This window comes from Paraburkholderia rhynchosiae (assembly GCF_002879865.1).
Lineage (GTDB): Bacteria > Pseudomonadota > Gammaproteobacteria > Burkholderiales > Burkholderiaceae > Paraburkholderia > Paraburkholderia rhynchosiae.
Genome location: NZ_PNXY01000003.1, coordinates 86,251 through 102,716, shown reverse-complemented (window position 1 = coordinate 102,716; position 16,466 = coordinate 86,251). Strand labels below are relative to the sequence as shown.

Below are 16,466 nucleotides of genomic sequence, written 5' to 3'. Positions count from 1 at the left end.
TTTCAGCCGCCCTGCCACGCTTCGAACATCAAACTCGCGCAACTTCCGCCAAAGCCGAATGAGACCGACATCGCCGTGTCGATGCGTGCCTCGCGCGTCTCACGAACGAGCGGCATGCCGTCGATCTCCGGCTCCGTTGTTTCTATGCCCGCCGTGCCCGCGATGAACCCGTCGCGCATCATCAGCAACGTGTAGATCGCTTCGTGCACGCCACATGCGCCGAGCGGATGCCCGGTCATGCCCTTCGTCGACGAAAACGCCGGCATGCTTTGCTCCGTTCCAACCCCGAACACTTGCGTCAACGCGCGCAGTTCCTCGACGTCGCCAAGCGGCGTGGAAGGCGCATGCGTATTGATGTAATCGGGGCGCCTGCCCGCTTCGTCCAGCGCGCCACGCATGGCCCGCGCGATGCCTGCCGCGCGCGGCGTGACCATGCCGGTGTCGGTGCAATCGCCGAAACCCGTCAGCTCCGCATGGATGCGTGCGCCGCGCGCCAACGCGTGGTCCAGTGCTTCGAGCACGAGCACGCCGCCGCCCGACGCGATCACGAAACCGTCACGCTCCGTGTCGTAAGGACGCGAAGCGCGCTGCGGCGTGTCGTTGAAGCGGCGCGATAACGCGCCCATCGCGTCGAACATCAGCGTCATGTTGTCGTGCAACGATTCGCTGCCGCCGGCCAGCACGATCTGCTGGCGGCCGGTCTGAATCAGTTGCATCGCCTGGCCGATCGCGAGCGCCGAGGTCGTGCATGCCGACGACGGCGAATAGCTGACGCCTTCGAGCGCGAACACCTGCGCCACGTTCGCCGAAGCGGTGCTGCTCATTGCATGCGGCACCGTATAAGGCGGCACTTTATCGACGCCGCGCATATTCGCAATGGTCATTGCCGCGTCGTAACTCGACATCGTGCCGACGCCCGAGCCGATCACCGTGCCCACGCGCGGCGAGCGCAACGTGACGGCATCGAGCCCGGCATCGTCGATTGCCTTGCGCGCGGCATGGCAAGCGAAGCGTGCGGTATCGCCCATGAAGCGCTCCAGCTTGCGCTCGAACGGCGCCTCGTTCGCGACGGAAGCAACGCCCGCGACTTGCGACGCGAAACCGCGCTCACGCCATGCGTCGATCCGCTCGATGCGCGATGTACCCGCGCGCAACGCGGCCGACACTTCGTCGAGCGTATTGCCGAGGCACGACACGATGCCCATGCCGGTGACGACCACGCGTTGCAACGCCACGCTCACCGAACGCGCCTGAAAATCAGCGACGTATTGATCCCGCCGAACGCGAAGTTGTTGCTCATCACCAGTTCAGCGTCGATCTCGCGTCCGGAGCCGACGATGTAATCGAGCGGCGCGCAAGCCGGGTCCACGTCATGCAGATTCAAGGTGGGCGCGTACCAGTTGCGCTTCATCATCTCGATGGTCCACCACGCTTCGAGGGCGCCGCACGCGCCGAGCGTATGGCCCACGTAGCTCTTCAGCGAACTGATCGGCATGCGCGCGCCGAACGTCTGCGCGGTCGCGTGGCTCTCCGCGATATCGCCGCGGTCCGTCGAGGTGCCATGCGCGTTCACGTATTCGATCGCTTCGGGCGGAAGCTGCGCGTCGTTCAACGCGAGCTGCATCGCGAGCGCCATCGTTTCGGCTGTGGGCTGCGTCATATGCGCGCCGTCCGAATTGCAGCCGAAGCCGACAATCTCCGCGTGAATGCGTGCGCCGCGCGCCACCGCATGTTCGTATTCTTCGAGCACCAGCGTGGCCGCGCCTTCGCCGACCACCAGGCCGTCGCGCGCGGCATCGAATGGACGCGGCGTCAGATGCGGCTCGTCGTTGCGCGTGCTCGTCGCATAGAGCGTGTCGAACACGGCGACCGCCGGGCCGGACAGTTCTTCCGCGCCGCCTGCCAGCATCAACGTCTGCTTGCCGGTCTGGATCGCTTCATACGCGTAGCCGATCGCCTGGCTGCCCGAGGCGCACGCGCACGAGGTCGGAATGATTCGCCCTTTCAAATCCCAGAACAGGCTGACGTTGACGGCCGCCGTGTGCGGCATCATCTGCACGTAGCTGTTAGACGTGACGTCGCTCATCGAGCCGGTTTCTAGCATCGTGCCGAACGCGCGGATCGGCTGCACCGAACCCGACGACGATCCGTACGCGACGCCCATGCAGCCGTCCTTGATGCTGGCGTCATCGGCGAGGCCCGCGTCGGCGAGCGCCAGTTCGCTTGCGCGTACCGAATACATCGACACGGGCCCCATCGAGCGCGTCTTCTTGCGCGGATAGTGCGCGGGCGCGACGAACTCAGGCAGCGGACACGCGAGCCGCGTATGCAGCGATTCGAAGTAGTCCCACTCGGACATGCGCCGCACCGCGTTCACGCCGCTTTTCAGGCGCGCTTCGATGGCGTCCCAGCTATCGCCGAGGGCGGTGACCCCGCCCATGCCGGTAATGACGACTCGCTTCATCACACCATCCCGCCGTTGACGCCGATCACCTGGCGCGTGACATACGAGGCCGCATCCGACATCAGGAAGCTGACCACGGACGCCACTTCGGCAGGCTGGCCGACGCGGTTCATGGGCACCGTCTTCAATGCCTGTTCGAGCGGCATCTCTTCGAGCATGCCGGTTTCGATCAAACCGGGCGCCACGCAATTGACAGTGATGTTGCGCGTCGCCAGTTCGACGGCGAGCGCCTTGGTCGCGCCGATGAGGCCGGCTTTCGCCGCGCTGTAGTTCACCTGGCCGCGATTGCCCATCACGCCGGACACTGACGCAATAGTCACGATGCGCCCGCCCTTGCGCGCACGCACCATCGGCATGGTCAGCGGATGCACCACGTTATAGAAAGAGTCGAGACCCGTTTCGATCACGATGTCCCAGTCTTCGTCTGTGAGCGCGGGGAATGCGGCGTCGCGCGTCACGCCGGCGCTGCACACAATGCCGTAATACGGACCGTTGGCCGCGACATCCACTTCGAGCACCTCGCGGCATACGGCGCGCTCGCGCACGTCGAATTGCAACACCCGCGCCGTGCCGCCTTGCGCGGCGATGCCCGTCGCGACCGCTTCGGCTTCGGCGCGTCCGGTGCGGCAATGCACGGATACCGCGAAGCCGTCGGCGGCCAACTTGTACGCAATCGCGCGGCCAATGCCGCGGCTTGCGCCGGTAACGAGAACACGCCGGCTCATGAACTGACACTCCCTTCAATGAATGACTGAAAATCGGGCGGTTGAAAAACCTTGATGACCGCCTCCGCACAACACACGTCACCATGGTGAATCGTGCATTCGTATGCGCCGTGGCCTTCCTCGCTGCGCAGCAATTCCGTTGCATGGATCAGCAATTGCGCGCCGCCCGCGAACGACGGCTGCAACGCCTTGTAGCTGCGCGAGCCGAGCAGCACGCCAGGACGCGCACGACCGCCACCACGCATGGCCAGCATCGCGACGTGCGCGGCGATGGCCTGCGCCATCAGTTCAATGCCGATCCACGCGGGCATCGCGCCGTCGGCGTTGGCGTACCACGCGTCGGCACGCACGGTGGCGCGCGCGCTCAGCGCTTGTTCGCTGAACGTGTTGACCGCGTCGATCAGCAGCATGGTGCCGCGATGCGGGATGATTGCTTCGATAGGTTGCTGCAGCAGTTCTTCGATGCTTCGCGTTGAACTCATCGCGTGCCTCACCGGGCAAGAATCAGACTGACGTTGCTGCCGCCGAATGCAAACGAATTGCTCATCACGTATTGCGTGCCAGCAGCGCGCGGCAGAAACCGTTCACTTTCGACGAGATCGAGCGCGGGCAGCGCGGGGTCCGCCTCGCCGTCCCACACATGACGTGGCAGCGCAACATCGTCGCGCGCGAGCGTGAGCCACGCGAAGCCGAGCTCAGTCGCGCCCGCCGCACCCAGTTGATGACCCGTCAACGGTTTCGTGCCGCTCGTCGCCACGCCGTCAGGAAACACGCGCGACATCAGGCTCGCTTCCATCTCGTCGTTCTTGCGCGTGGCGGTGGCATGCAGATTCACGTAAGCAATCGATGACGGCGCGATGCCCGCATCCGCGATCGCGTCGCGCAACGCCACTTCGCCGCCCACGCCTTGCGGGTCCGGCGACGAAATATGATGCGCGTCGCTCGATTCGCCGACGCCTGCAAGGCGCACTGCGGCTTCGTCGCGGCTCATCAGAAACACAGCCGCGCCTTCGCCGACGTTGATGCCGCAACGATTGCGGCTCATCGGATTGGTGCGCACGCCGCTGGTCGACTCGAGCGAAGCAAAGCCTTGCACGGTCAGCTCGCATAATGAATCGACACCGCCCACGACCACCGCATCGCACAGTTGCAATTGCAGCAGACGACGCGCCGACGCGAACGCTTTCGCGCTCGACGTGCACGCCGTCGAGATCGTGAACGCGGGGCCGTGCAAGCCGAGTGCGGCCGCCGCAAACGGTGCCGCCGTGCCGATCTCCATCTGCCGGTAGTTGAAGTTGGCGGGCAGGTCGCCCGCTTGCGCCTGATAGACGAACGCGGCTTCCGCTGCTTCGATGCCCGACGTGCTGGTGCCGAGCACCACGCCGATCCGATGCGCGCCGTAACGTTCGCGCGCCGCATCGACGGCAGGCGCGATCTGCGCGAGCGCGGCCAGCAGCAGGCGGTTATTGCGGCAGTCGTAACGCGCGAGATCGGCAGACGGCGCGCGATCGAGCGGCGCCAATACGCTACCGACAAACGCGTCGCCGATACCCGTATGCACGGTCACCATGCCTCGCGAGTTGCTGGCGGCGAGCGCCGGCACGATGCTTTCGAGGTCGCCGCCGAGCGCGTTGATCATACCGAGCGCGTGCAAATAAACTGATGGGGCTTTCATGCGACCCTCCTGGATTTCGATGGCATGCCGATCGGCGCGAGCAGCACCGACACGGCGATGCCGAGCGCGAGCGTGGCGCCAAAACTCTTCAGCGCGGGCATCGCGCTCATACCGAGCATGCCGAACGACAACAGCGTGGTGGCCGCCGACAGCAGCACGCCCGTCCACACCGCGCCGAGATCCGCGTCCGCGCGGAGGCACCCTTCACGCAGAAACACGGCATAGTTGGCGCCGACGCCGAGCACCAGCATCAGCGCGAGCCAGTTGAACAGATTGAGCGGCACGCGTGCGTAGCCGAATACCGCGAGCGTGACGCCCACGGCGAGCAGCACGGGCAAGGTGACGGCGATGCCGCCTCGCACGCGGTATTGCAAGGGCTCTTTCTTTGCAGCATCGCCCAAGGGCGCTTGCTGCGCAGCGTATCGCGCTATCAACAACGCGAGCACGAGTGTCAGCGCGCCGCCGAGCCACCAGCCGCTATCCACGCGATACGCGCCGAACAGCTTGGAGACGCTCGCGGCCTTGTCGACGAAAATAACGCCGGGCAATGCGCGCGCAGTCGCGATCAGTGCGGGTTCGTTGCGCGGCGTCACGCCTTGCGGAATCACGACGGCGGCATAGGCTTTCGTCGCTGCATCGACCTGGCCGAGCCACAGATGCCGGTACGGTTGCGACCACGGCGCGGCGAGCCATTGATCGACGGTGAGGAGCGGCTGCGGTTTGGCTTGCGCGGCGAGCCACGCGTCGGCGACTTCGTCCTTGAAGCCCGCTTGCAGCAGCGTGCTGCGCAATGCCGCCGAATCGTTGAACACATGATGCGCAAGCAATGCGCGGTCTTCATTCTGCTGCTTCGCAGACGGCACGAATTGCGCGGTCGATTGATAACCGCCCACCTTATTCGGCGTGCCGTTCAGCGCGTCGAGCTTTGCGCCCAGCGCTTCGGCACGCTGCAACACCACCTCGGGCGTCTCGCCGCGCACGACAAAAAACTGCGCGCTGTTATCCACGCCGACCGCCTCGCGCACCTTGTCCTCTTGCGCGACGAGCGACGGATCGCGCTGGATCAGCAGATGAATATCGTCGTCGCTCGTGAGACGCAACCAGCCGGGAATCGCGGCTATCAGCAACAGCGCCGCGACGAACCACGCACGCTTGCCGCCGATCGCGCGATGCCATGCGCTCAGCAAACGCGCCGCGCGCTCGAAGAGTCGCCGCGGGCTGCGCCTGGGCGCGTGTGGCAGCAACGCGGGCAACAGCCACATCACCGAGGCGAACGCCGTCACGATGCCCGCCATCGCAAAACATGCGATCTGCTTGAGCGCGGGGAAAGGCACCCACGTAAGGATCGCGTAGCCGAGCAGGCTCGTGGCGAGCGCGACCGTCAACGCGGGACGCACCGCACGCGCGCCGCGCCGTGCATCCCAATCGCGCCCGGCGCCGAGATAGACAACGAAGTACTGAATCGAATAATCGACCGCTTCCCCGATCAGACTCGCGCCGAACACGAGCGTCAGCAGATGCAGCTTGCCGAATACGAGCAGCGTGACGGCGAGCGCGCAAACAATGCCGAGCGCCGTCGAGACGAATCCGAGCAATAGCAGACGCGGCGAACGGAACACCCACATCATCAACAGCGCGATGCCGACGAGCGAGGCGACGCCGATCAGATGCACTTCACGTTCTGATGCGCTGCGCGCCGATTCCGCGTAAAACACGGCGCCGGTTCGCGCCACCGACACGTCGGGGAATGCCTGCTTCAACGCGCTTTCGCCTTGAGCGAGCGCCGCGAGGACCGCTCGCTGCGTCTTCGTTTCGTATGCGGAGCCTGGCAAGGTCGCGACGATCAGTACGCTTGTCGCGTTGCCCTGATGTCCATCTTGATGCGATACGAGAAGTCCGTCTTCGAGTTCGAGATTCGATGTCGCAAGCGGCAGGTTGCCGAGCCAATGTTCGAGCCAGCCGAATGGATCGTCGGAGAGCGATGTGGTGAGTCCGCCGCGCAACGGGCTGTAGATGCGCTGAGCGAGCGCGTCATGCAACGCAGAATCCGACGCCTTACTGTCCGCAATGGCAGCGCGGTCAGCCGGCGTCAGCAAGCCGAAGCGATACGGCATATAGAGCGCCGCGATCTGCGACAGATCGAACGGCGGCAACTCTGCCGTCACCGAAGCGAACGCGCCGCTCTTTCGCAGCGACGCGCCGAGCTGCTTCGCCGCCGCTTTCGCGTGTGCATCGTCTTGACTGGTGACGAGAAAGACCGTGCGGTCCCCTAGAGCGCTCGCGAGCGTGTCAACTGCTTTTTCGGCGACCGGGTCCGCTTCTGTCGCGGGCAGCAGCGCGAGCAGATTCGTCTGCAACGGAGACGGTCCCGCGAAGCGCCAGCCGCAATACAGCGATGCGACGAGCGCGAGCAGCAGCCACGCGGCGCGCATGCCCCACGTCTTTTTCGCGGACCTGTGTTGCAGCAGATCCATCAGGGCGCCCCGAGCAGGCTGCGTTCGGCCGCGGCCGGTTCGCTCACCGCCTCGCTTTTGCTGAACTCGAGTTGCGTCGTATCGCCGTTGGCGAGCGCGATGCGCAAGCTCTGCAGATAATCGCCGCCGTTCATCTGCAAGCCTTTGATCGACTGCGCGATCTGCGGCTGGTTCGGTGTGAGTTGCATGCGCCAATGCGCGGCGCTGCCTTCGGCCTGCACGTCGAATTGTGAATACAGCGCGGACAGATCGCCGCCGAGCATCGCGCGCATCATCTTCGAGACTTGCGCGACGCCGCGCGTGCCTTGCGCGCTGTGCGCCGTGACACGCTGACCGTTCGCGTTGACTTCGGCGACGCCCGCATCGGTGATGACGTAAGTGGCTTTGTACGGCGTGTCGATGTGCCAGATCACGCCGCGCTCACGCAAGAACAGCAAGGAACCGGTGCTGACGAGCGGCTGCTTCATCGCGGCGAGCGTCTGCGTTTGCGTGAATTGCGCGCGGATGCCTTTGGCCTGGGCCAAGTGCGACGCGATCTGCGAGACGAGCGCGGGGTTGCCGTCTGTTGGTCCTGCTTCTGCTGCTTTTTTTGTTTGCGCTGACTGTGATGTTTGCGCCGGTTGGGTCGTTGCCATTGTGGATGCCGCGCACGCCGGCCCTGCCGCGACGTTCAGCGCGGTCGCGACCGCAAATGCACACAGCACGCTCGACAGACGCGCACCCGAGTTCATCACTCCCATACCCGCTCCAGTTTCTCGAAGACAACCGGCGGCGACACGAACTGCAACTCCTGGGTGGCGGCATCCACCGCGACCTGGATCGTGTAGCCCTTCGTAAGCCGCGTGCCCGATGCGCAATCGACGATTTCGTAGCCTATTTTCAAGCGATTTTCGTGTTCGAGCAGTTGCGTGCGCACGTCGAGCTTCTGACCATATGTGGCCGGGCGAACGTACTTCAGGTGCGCCTCGACGATCGGCCACAGATAACCCGACGCCTGCATTTCGCGGTAGTCGTAATCGAATGCGCGCAACAGCGCCGCACGCCCGATCTCGAAGTACTTCAGATAATGACCGTGCCAGCACACGTTCATCGCGTCGACATCGTGGAACGGCACTTCGACCGTCGCACTCACGCTCAGCACTTGACGGACTCCGCTCGTGCTCATGCTTGCGGCCCTCCGCGATAGTCTTGCAGCAACTCGCAGGCGGCGATGCGCGCGGTCAGTGCGCGCAAGTCATGCTCGAGCGCGCGATCTTCGTCGACGAAAGGCGATTGCGCGCTCACGCTTTCCATGAACGTCTGCAACGGCGCGGGAACCGGCGTCGAGTTGTCGATTCTCAAGCGCAGCCGCGCCGCCTGCACGGTGGCCAGCGTATGCGCGGCGGCCACCTGTTCGGTCAACTCCAGCACGCGCAAACAGTCGCGCGCGGCGATGGTGCCCATGCTGACCTTGTCCTGATTGTGAGCCTCGGTCGAGCGCGAGAACACGCTTGCTGGCATGGTGTTCTTCAGCGCTTCAGCCGTCCACGCGGACGACGAAATCTGCACGGCCTTGAAGCCATGATTGATCGCGGCGCGCGCGGGCGCGGCGCCAGTGAGATTGCGCGGCAAGCCATTGTTGAAATTGACGTCGACGAGCAGCGCCAGTTGCCGGTCCATCAGATCGGCGAGATTGGCCACGGCGACCTTCAGCGAGTCCATCGCGAACGCAATATGCCCGCCGTAGAAGTTGCCGCCGTGCAGTACACGCTCGTTGTCCGGGTCGATCAGCGGGTTGTCGTTCGCGCTGTTCAATTCGTTTTCGATGTCGCGGCGCACCCAGCTCAGCGCATCGCGCACGACGCCGATCACATGCGGCGCGCAGCGAATCGAATAGCGGTCCTGCAAGCGGTGGCCTGGCGTATCGTCGCGTCCTTTCAGATCGTCGCGAATCCATGCGGCTGCTTCGGCCTGGCCGGCGTGCGGCTTCACTTCGAAAAGCGTCGCGTCGAAATGCGCGGCGCGGCCGTCGAGCGCGACGGTGCAGAGCGCGGTCAGGCGTGCGGTGAGCCGCGTCAGATGATCGGCACGAGCAAACGCAAGGCAAGCGAGGCCGGTCATGACCGCCGTGCCGTTCATCAGCGCCAGGCCTTCTTTCGGCGCGAGCGTGAGCGGGGTTTGTCCGAGTTCGCTCCACACGTCCCGAACGTCGCACAGACGTCCCTCGAACATGACGTCGCGTTCGCCCGCGAGTGCCGCCGCGACATACGAGAGCGGCGTCAGATCGCCACTTGCACCAACCGAACCCTCGGCGGGAATGCGCGGCAACACGCGGTGATTGACCAGGTCGGCGAGGCGTTCGAGCAACACCGGGCGCACGCCGGAAAAACCATACGCGAGCGAGTTCAGACGTGCTGCGATGACCGCGAGCGTCTGCGCGTCGTTGAGATAGTGGCCCATGCCGCAGCCGTGATAACGCGTGAGTTGCAGCGGCAAGGCTTCGACGAGTTCCATCGGCACGTCGACCACGCAGGCGTCGCCGTAACCGGTGTTGACGCCGTAGACCGTCGCGCCCGCCGCGAGATGCCGGCGCAGAAAGTCCGCGCCGCGTTGGATGCGAGCGCGCCACGCGGGGTCTGCGTTCAGCGCGACCGGCGCGCGATGCTGTGCAATCGCGACGACTTCCTCGATGCTCAGCTTGCGCCCGCCGATCACGACCGCGGACGTGCTCGTGCTGTCGTTCGATGCCGCATGTTCGCCGGCATCCGGCGTGTCGATCAGATCATGTTCGGCCATTCGCGCCTCGCTTGGGGCTGGCCCAGAAATCGAAGAAGTTGAACCATTGATAAGGTGCCTTGCGGCAATAGTGTTCGAGACGCACCGCATAACGCTGCGCCCAGGCCGCGAGATGCTGCGCGCGTTCGCGGCGCGGCAACTCGATGCGCTCGGCGAACGGCTCGAAGTAAAGACGATAACCGTCGCGCTCTTTCAGGCAGAAGAACAGATAGACGGGACAGCCGAGCGCATGCGCGAGCACATACGGGCCCTGCGCGAACGGCGCCTTCGCGCCGAGAAAACGCGCCTCGGTAGTGCGGCCCGTTTCGTGCGCGGGCACGCGGTCGCCGACGATCACCAGCAACTCGCCCGCGTCGACGCGCTCCTGCATCATCATCGCGGTTTCGGGGCCGAAGTCGCTGACCTCGAGCAGATGCCGCGCGAACTCGCTATTCGCGGACGCGAGCACGCTGTTAAAGCGGCGCGCGTGTTCGGTGTAGACGACCGCCTTCACTTTCGCATATGCGCCCTGCGCGGCCAGCGCACGCGTCATCTCCAGATTGCCGAGATGCGCGCCGATCACGAGCGCGCCCTTGCCGCTGGCGACCAATGCTTCGAACGCCGAAGGATCTTCGAACGCGACGTCCCCGTTGTTGACGCGCCCTGACCATGCGGCGAGCTTGTCAAAACCCGATTGCGCGAACGCCAGCATATGACGATACGCGGACAACCAGCCAGGGCGAGGCGTATCGGCCTGCGGCGCAGCCTCGCGAAGACGCCTGAAGTAATTGCCCGACGCCTCGCGCGCGGCGCGGCCCGTCAGCAGAAAATACGCGACGATGGGATGCAGCCACAGCGCGGTGAAGCGGCGGCCGAACAGCTTGCAACTGAGCGCGAGCAATGACATGCCGAGATGACTGCCGCGTTCGGCGATACGCCACCATTCCTGGGCGTTCGGCCCGTTTTGCGCGCTTTGTGCACTATCTGGGTCTGCGAGGACGGCACGCCGCGGCATGAACTTGTGCGCGAGCAGCATCGGCAGACGGAGCAGCATGCCGCACACGAGCCGCGTATGACTGCGGCTGATGCGCACGTTGTCCCACAGCACATGGAAATGCGACACGCCGTCGCTGGCATAAGTGACGCGCGTGGCAATCGAGCGAAATGCGGCGCGCCGCCAGTAAAGGCGAACGAGGATTTCGATGTCGAAGTCCATGCGCGTGGGCAGTTGCACGCTGTCGATCAGATCGCAAGCCAGCGCGAGCGGATACAAACGAAAGCCGCACATCGAATCGCGAATGGTCAACGAAAGCGTCTCGATCCACACCCACACATGCGTCAGATAACGGCCGTAGAGGCGCGCTTTCGGCACGCTCTCGTCGTAGACCGGGCGGCCGAGAATCACGGCGCCCGGTTCGACGCGCGCCGCTTCGATGAAGCGCGGCACGTCGTTCGCGTCGTGCTGGCCATCGGCGTCGATCTGCAACGCGTGCGTGTAATTGGCGTCGCGCGCGGCGCGCAGACCCGCCATCACAGCCGCGCCCTTGCCGCCGTTGACCGGCAGGCGCAGCAACGTGAGTTGTCCCGCGTATTGCTGTGCGAGCGCGGCGAGTACCTGCTGGGTCGCCTCGTCACTGCCGTCATCGACGACGAAAATCGGCAAGCCATGTACCGCGAGATGCGCGACGGTCGCGCCGATCGCGTCCTTGTGGTTGTAGATCGGAATGACGATGCACGGAGCGAAGCTCATCACGCGCCCTCCCGATAGACGATCACGCCCGACGCGCACTCGCGCTCATCCAACCGGTATGCGAACTGCACACGTTGACGCGCGGCGTCGTGCGCGAGCGTCAGCTTGAGCACCGCGCCCGGCGAAACCGGCGCCATGAACTTCAGACGATCGATCGACGTAAGGCCGCGCACGCACGGCAGTTGCTCGGCGGCGAGACGCATAGCCCAATCGACCTGCACCACGCCTGGCAGAATCGGCAGGCCGGGAAAGTGGCCGGCGAAATGCGCGAGCGCGGGCGGCACGCGTAACTCGTAATGCAGCGTCTCACCACTGCCGCCGCTGCGGGCGCTGCGCGCTTCGGCGAGCACTTCGACACCTTCCGCACGCGGCTCGAAGGCCGCAGCAACGGCGGACACCGGCAGCTTGCCGCGTTCGTCGAACGGCAGCGCGAGCCGAAAGCGCCAATGACGCGGCAGCACGACAACATCGAAATAATCGGCGAGATGGCGCCGCAAAGCTTTCGCGAGCAGCACGCGGCCTTCGTCGCGCAATGCCTCGTTGCCGGCTTCGGTCAACGCCACCACTGCGCCGACGCGTTCGCGCGCGCCGCCTTCGAGCGGCACGATCGCCGCCTGAGCGACATAGGGATGCAGCGCGAGACGCGCTTCGAGTTCGGGCAGCGACACGCGTTTGCCGTCCAGCTTCATCACGCGGTCGAGACGGCCTTGCAAACGGAAGCGGCCTTGCGCGTCGAATGCGATTTTGTCGTCGGTGCGATGCCAGCCGTCGTGGTCGAGATGCGGCGAGCGCACGTTCAGCGCGCCGTCCTCGTCGCGGCGCACTTCGATGCCGGTCACCGGTTGCCATGCATCGGTCTGGTCCTGGCGGCGCCACGCAATGCCGCCCGTCTCCGTGCTGCCGTAGATTTCGAGCGGCGCGGCGCCGTAAGCCGCGGCATAGTCCTGCGCGGCTTCGAGCGCGAGCGGGCCGCCCGACGAAAAGAACGCGCGCGGCGCAGGCGTCAATGCGGCGAAGCCTGGCAACGCGGGCCAGCGCGACAGTTGCGCGGGCGTCGACACGATCACGGCCGCGCCGCATCGCGCGAGCTGCGTTTGCAGATGCAACGGTTCGATGCTGATCTCGCGATCGAATGCGCGGCCAGCCGCAAGCGGCCACATCACGCGAAACAGCAAACCGTAGATGTGATGATGCGGCACGCTCGCGAGCAGGGTCGCGTTGCCGACGAGCGGGCCCCACTGCTTCTCGAGCGTGTGCACTTCGGCGTTGAACTGTGCGAGTGTTTTGCGGATCGGCTTCGGACGTCCACTGCTGCCCGACGTGTAGAGCGTGAGCGGCGCTTGCGGATCGATGCGTGCGTTCAGCGCATGCATGGCGGCATCGGCTTGTGCATACGGCGGCAGCGCGGCGTCGGTCAATACGACATCGTAGGCGTCGGCGAGATCGGCGAGATAGCCGGGCGTCGCATTCGCGGGAATCACCGGCTCCTTGCCGCATGCGAACAGTGCGAATAACGCGCAGGCGAAGTCGAACGGATCGTCGATACACAATGCGTAGCGTTGCGCCGGCTTCGATTGCACCAGCGCGAGCAGCGCGGAAACGCGCGCGCGAAACGCGGCGCGATCGAGCACTGTGCCGCGGTCGCGGCATACCGGAGCATGGAGCACATGCGCATCATGCACCGGCAATAACAGATCGTGCAGCGCGATCATGCCGCCTCCGAACGCGCGGCTCGCGGCAGCACGACGAGATAACGCCAGATGACTTCGGCGATCAGCAGCACGCCGATCAGAACATAAGCAATCGCGCCGTTATAGAGCGACCAGCTCGCGCGGCTCCAATAGAGCGCCGTGTAGGCGGAAAACGCGCCGTTCAGCAAGAAGAACCCACACCACACCCGAGTAACGCGCCGCGTGTGGCGCACTGCGCCTGGCGGCAAATTCGAATTGCCGAGCCGCGCGAATTTTTCGATCATCGACGGCCCGCGCACGAGCGTGGCACCGAACGCGATCAGCAGACCCAGATTCACGAGCGACGGATAGAGGCGCAACAGCAGCTCGCTGTTAGTGAACACGATGGCCGCCGACGCGCAGCTCAGCAAACCGACCACGGTCCAGTCGATCGCGGAAAGGCGGCGCAGCGAAGTCGCTACCGGACCGCTACCGGCCCAGCGCTGCAACCACAGGATCGCGAACAGCATGCAGCCGACATAACGCGGCGTGTCCCAACGCCATGCGCACAGGATCAACGCCGGATACGCGAGCTTCACCAGCACTTGCACGACTGTCTTGACCCAATGGCGCTCAACGACGGACGAAGCGCCGGATGCGGACGCCCCGGTCCCGGTCGCCGGCGTTCGCGAGCGCACTGCCGGCATCAGCCTTGGGCCGCCAGCAGCGATTCGACCGCACCGATCACGTCGCCGACCGTGCGCACCGACTTGAACTCTTCCGGCTTGATGCGGCGGCCGGTCATTTCCTGGAGTTTGATCGCGAGATCGACGGCGTCGATGCTGTCCAGATCGAGGTCTTCGAACAGATGCGCGTCGGGCGTCACGCGCTCGGGCTCGATTGCGAAGTTCTCTTTGAAGATCGCGCGGATGCGTTCAAGAATCTCTGCCTCGGACACGATTTATTCCCCTTTTCTGTTGGTTTCGTTCGCAGCGTGCGCCGCTTCGCGCTGACTCGCAACCAGCGCGGCCAGCGAGCTGATCGAGCGGAAGTGTTCGCGCGTGCGATCGTCGTTCGCCGCAATGGTCAATTGGTATTGTTTGCGCAGCACGATGCCGATTTCGAGCGCGTCGATCGAATCGAGACCGATGCCGTCGGTATCGAACAACGGTGCGTCGTCGTCGATATCGGCAGGGCTCAGGTCTTCCAGATCGAGAGCTTCGATCAGGAGCTGTTTAATTTCCAGTTTTAAAGAATCCATAATCGAACAGGTGCTGAGTAATGTGTGCTTCGACGGCGCTCGTCACGCTGCGCGCAGCGAGAGCCGGTGTAGTGTCGTCTGCCGAGAGCCGCTCGACGACGAGCGGCGCAAGCACGTTCACGCGCATGCGGAACGCCCGCGCGGGCACGTCGTACCAGCGCATCTGCTTCGTGAATGCCGGCGGATCGCAATCCATCAGCACCGGCACGATCGGCGCGCCGGCCTTCAACGCCATGTGCGCGAAACCGCGCGAAAACGCATGCAGCCGGTTCGGCGCGGGACTGCGCGTGCCTTCCGGAAAAATGATCATCGTATAGCCTGCCGCAAGCTGTCTCGCGCCGGCTTCGACGAGTTCGAAGGGATCGGCATTGCTGACGTATTCCGCCGACCGCACGATGCCCCAGAAACACGGATTGCTCCAATGCGCGTTTTTCACGACGCAGCACGCATGCGGCGTGAGCGAGAGCAACACCATCACGTCGAGATAGGTGGGATGATTCGCCACCACGATCGACGGCTTGCGCGTGCGCAATGCGTCCACGCCCGACACGTCGAGTTCCATCACGCCGATCCGCTGCAACGCGGCGACGAGCGCGCGGAAAAACCAGTGGATCACGCCTGTCACCGCAAACTGGCGCGACGCCCGATGCGGCCACAGCCACGCTAGCGGAAACACCAGCACCGAAAACAGCACGCCGCAGACGCCGAATACGACGAAAGCCATGCCCGTGGCGAACAATCGCCAGGCGTAGTCAAGCCGCGCGGTCATGCCAACTCCAATGCCAGATGACGCTGGCGCCTTGCCAGGCAGCGCGTGTGCCGGTTTCGAGACAGTGCTGCAGTGCGTGGCTCTGCGTCGCGAAGCGCGTTTCGGGCTTGGCGGGTTCCACGGATTTGCAAGACTGGTTGGCTGTGTCGGTCGTCGCGCCTGTATGGCTTGCCGGGCTCGGCTCGATGGCGTGCGCGGGCTGTCCGTCCGACGACACTGATTGCGTGCACACCAGATCGCCCACCGCGCCCTCGCCGCTGAGGAGGATCGCAATCGCGCCGCCCTGCACTTCGTCTTCGATCGTTCCATACGCGGGATCGGCCGGTTCGTCCGCGTAGACCAGCAGCACCGGCGAGCCGGGCTGTGTGGCGTACTGCGCGTGCGCTTCGAGCAGCGCGTAGCCGAGCGTTTCCGGGCCGGCCGAAATCGCGCTGGCCGCCGAGCGGTCGCCGCGCGCAATGCCGAACACGCCCGTCATTGCATTCAACACCGACAGGCTGAACCCGGTGGGCGACACCGGCTCGCCCGCGCTGATGGCGCGGAGAATGTCCGTGGTGCGCCGCAGTTCCCCGTGCCGCGACGCGAACACGACGCGGACATCGTCGGTTCCGACACAATCGTGCGCAACCTTCAGCGCGACTCGGGACACGGTGCTCAGACGACGCCGCACGATCGGCTCAATAAAGCCAATGTCGGGTGCCGCAGATGCGGCAGCAGGCCAGGTAGACCAGCGAGCGACCGGAATGGTCCAGTGCAGATCGGGCATATCGGTGTTCGCGCGTAGAAGCAAGGAGAGGCTGAAGCGCCTGACGGAATATGCAGCCGTTACAGCGTATAGGCGCCGCGCGGACCGGCAATCTCCGGCCGGGGTCAATCCAGTCTTCTTTTGTTGGGTTCAGCGAATTAACGGCACTTTGGCCCGAT

At 64.8% G+C, this 16,466-nt stretch carries 16 protein-coding genes; all 16 read right to left on the bottom strand.

Annotated features, from left to right (window positions below; all coding sequences use genetic code 11):
* Positions 1–2: 2 nt before the first annotated feature.
* From C0Z16_RS05160 to C0Z16_RS05085, 16 genes are read right to left on the bottom strand one after another with little or no spacing between them, the layout of a single operon-like run.
* Positions 3–1,241, bottom strand: coding sequence for a beta-ketoacyl synthase N-terminal-like domain-containing protein (locus C0Z16_RS05160; RefSeq protein WP_102631120.1), 1,239 nt, complete (start codon positions 1,239–1,241; stop codon positions 3–5).
* Positions 1,238–2,464 carry a beta-ketoacyl-ACP synthase gene (locus C0Z16_RS05155; RefSeq protein WP_102631119.1) on the bottom strand — a complete coding sequence of 409 codons (1,227 nt, stop codon included), beginning with the start codon at positions 2,462–2,464 and terminating at the stop codon, positions 1,238–1,240. Before C0Z16_RS05155 ends, C0Z16_RS05160 begins: the two co-directional genes overlap by 4 nt.
* Positions 2,464–3,189 (bottom strand): 3-ketoacyl-ACP reductase FabG2, encoded by a 726-nt coding sequence (locus tag C0Z16_RS05150; RefSeq protein WP_102631118.1) that lies wholly within the window; start codon positions 3,187–3,189, stop codon positions 2,464–2,466. Before C0Z16_RS05150 ends, C0Z16_RS05155 begins: the two co-directional genes overlap by 1 nt.
* On the bottom strand, positions 3,186–3,671 hold the full coding sequence (locus tag C0Z16_RS05145; protein WP_102631117.1) for a hotdog family protein: 486 nt from the start codon (positions 3,669–3,671) through the stop codon (positions 3,186–3,188). Before C0Z16_RS05145 ends, C0Z16_RS05150 begins: the two co-directional genes overlap by 4 nt.
* Positions 3,672–3,679: 8 nt before the next feature.
* A complete protein-coding gene (locus C0Z16_RS05140; protein ID WP_102631116.1) occupies positions 3,680–4,864 on the bottom strand; it encodes a beta-ketoacyl-[acyl-carrier-protein] synthase family protein in 1,185 nt (394 codons plus the stop codon).
* A complete protein-coding gene (locus tag C0Z16_RS05135; RefSeq protein WP_102631115.1) occupies positions 4,861–7,338 on the bottom strand; it encodes an MMPL family transporter in 2,478 nt (825 codons plus the stop codon). The genes C0Z16_RS05140 and C0Z16_RS05135 overlap by 4 nt, the downstream gene beginning before the upstream one ends.
* Positions 7,338–8,078 carry an outer membrane lipoprotein carrier protein LolA gene (locus C0Z16_RS05130; RefSeq protein WP_102631114.1) on the bottom strand — a complete coding sequence of 247 codons (741 nt, stop codon included), beginning with the start codon at positions 8,076–8,078 and terminating at the stop codon, positions 7,338–7,340. Before C0Z16_RS05130 ends, C0Z16_RS05135 begins: the two co-directional genes overlap by 1 nt.
* Positions 8,069–8,503, bottom strand: a complete 435-nt coding sequence (locus C0Z16_RS05125; protein ID WP_102631113.1) for an acyl-CoA thioesterase — start codon at positions 8,501–8,503, stop codon at positions 8,069–8,071. Before C0Z16_RS05125 ends, C0Z16_RS05130 begins: the two co-directional genes overlap by 10 nt.
* Positions 8,500–10,113 carry an HAL/PAL/TAL family ammonia-lyase gene (locus C0Z16_RS05120; RefSeq protein WP_102631112.1) on the bottom strand — a complete coding sequence of 538 codons (1,614 nt, stop codon included), beginning with the start codon at positions 10,111–10,113 and terminating at the stop codon, positions 8,500–8,502. The genes C0Z16_RS05125 and C0Z16_RS05120 overlap by 4 nt, the downstream gene beginning before the upstream one ends.
* A complete protein-coding gene (locus C0Z16_RS05115; RefSeq protein WP_102631111.1) occupies positions 10,100–11,842 on the bottom strand; it encodes a glycosyltransferase family 2 protein in 1,743 nt (580 codons plus the stop codon). The genes C0Z16_RS05120 and C0Z16_RS05115 overlap by 14 nt, the downstream gene beginning before the upstream one ends.
* The gene (locus tag C0Z16_RS05110; RefSeq protein ID WP_102631110.1) at positions 11,842–13,554 is read right to left on the bottom strand and encodes an AMP-binding protein; all 1,713 of its coding nucleotides are present in this window, start codon (positions 13,552–13,554) and stop codon (positions 11,842–11,844) included. Before C0Z16_RS05110 ends, C0Z16_RS05115 begins: the two co-directional genes overlap by 1 nt.
* Positions 13,551–14,219, bottom strand: coding sequence for a COG4648 family protein (locus C0Z16_RS05105; protein ID WP_102631109.1), 669 nt, complete (start codon positions 14,217–14,219; stop codon positions 13,551–13,553). Before C0Z16_RS05105 ends, C0Z16_RS05110 begins: the two co-directional genes overlap by 4 nt.
* Positions 14,219–14,470, bottom strand: coding sequence for an acyl carrier protein (locus C0Z16_RS05100; protein WP_020069032.1), 252 nt, complete (start codon positions 14,468–14,470; stop codon positions 14,219–14,221). Before C0Z16_RS05100 ends, C0Z16_RS05105 begins: the two co-directional genes overlap by 1 nt.
* 3 nt (positions 14,471–14,473) lie before the next feature.
* Positions 14,474–14,773 (bottom strand): phosphopantetheine-binding protein, encoded by a 300-nt coding sequence (locus tag C0Z16_RS05095; protein WP_102631342.1) that lies wholly within the window; start codon positions 14,771–14,773, stop codon positions 14,474–14,476.
* Positions 14,748–15,542 carry a lysophospholipid acyltransferase family protein gene (locus tag C0Z16_RS05090; protein ID WP_102631108.1) on the bottom strand — a complete coding sequence of 265 codons (795 nt, stop codon included), beginning with the start codon at positions 15,540–15,542 and terminating at the stop codon, positions 14,748–14,750. The genes C0Z16_RS05095 and C0Z16_RS05090 overlap by 26 nt, the downstream gene beginning before the upstream one ends.
* Positions 15,526–16,308, bottom strand: a complete 783-nt coding sequence (locus C0Z16_RS05085; protein ID WP_102631107.1) for a beta-ketoacyl synthase chain length factor — start codon at positions 16,306–16,308, stop codon at positions 15,526–15,528. The genes C0Z16_RS05090 and C0Z16_RS05085 overlap by 17 nt, the downstream gene beginning before the upstream one ends.
* Positions 16,309–16,466: the final 158 nt, after the last annotated feature.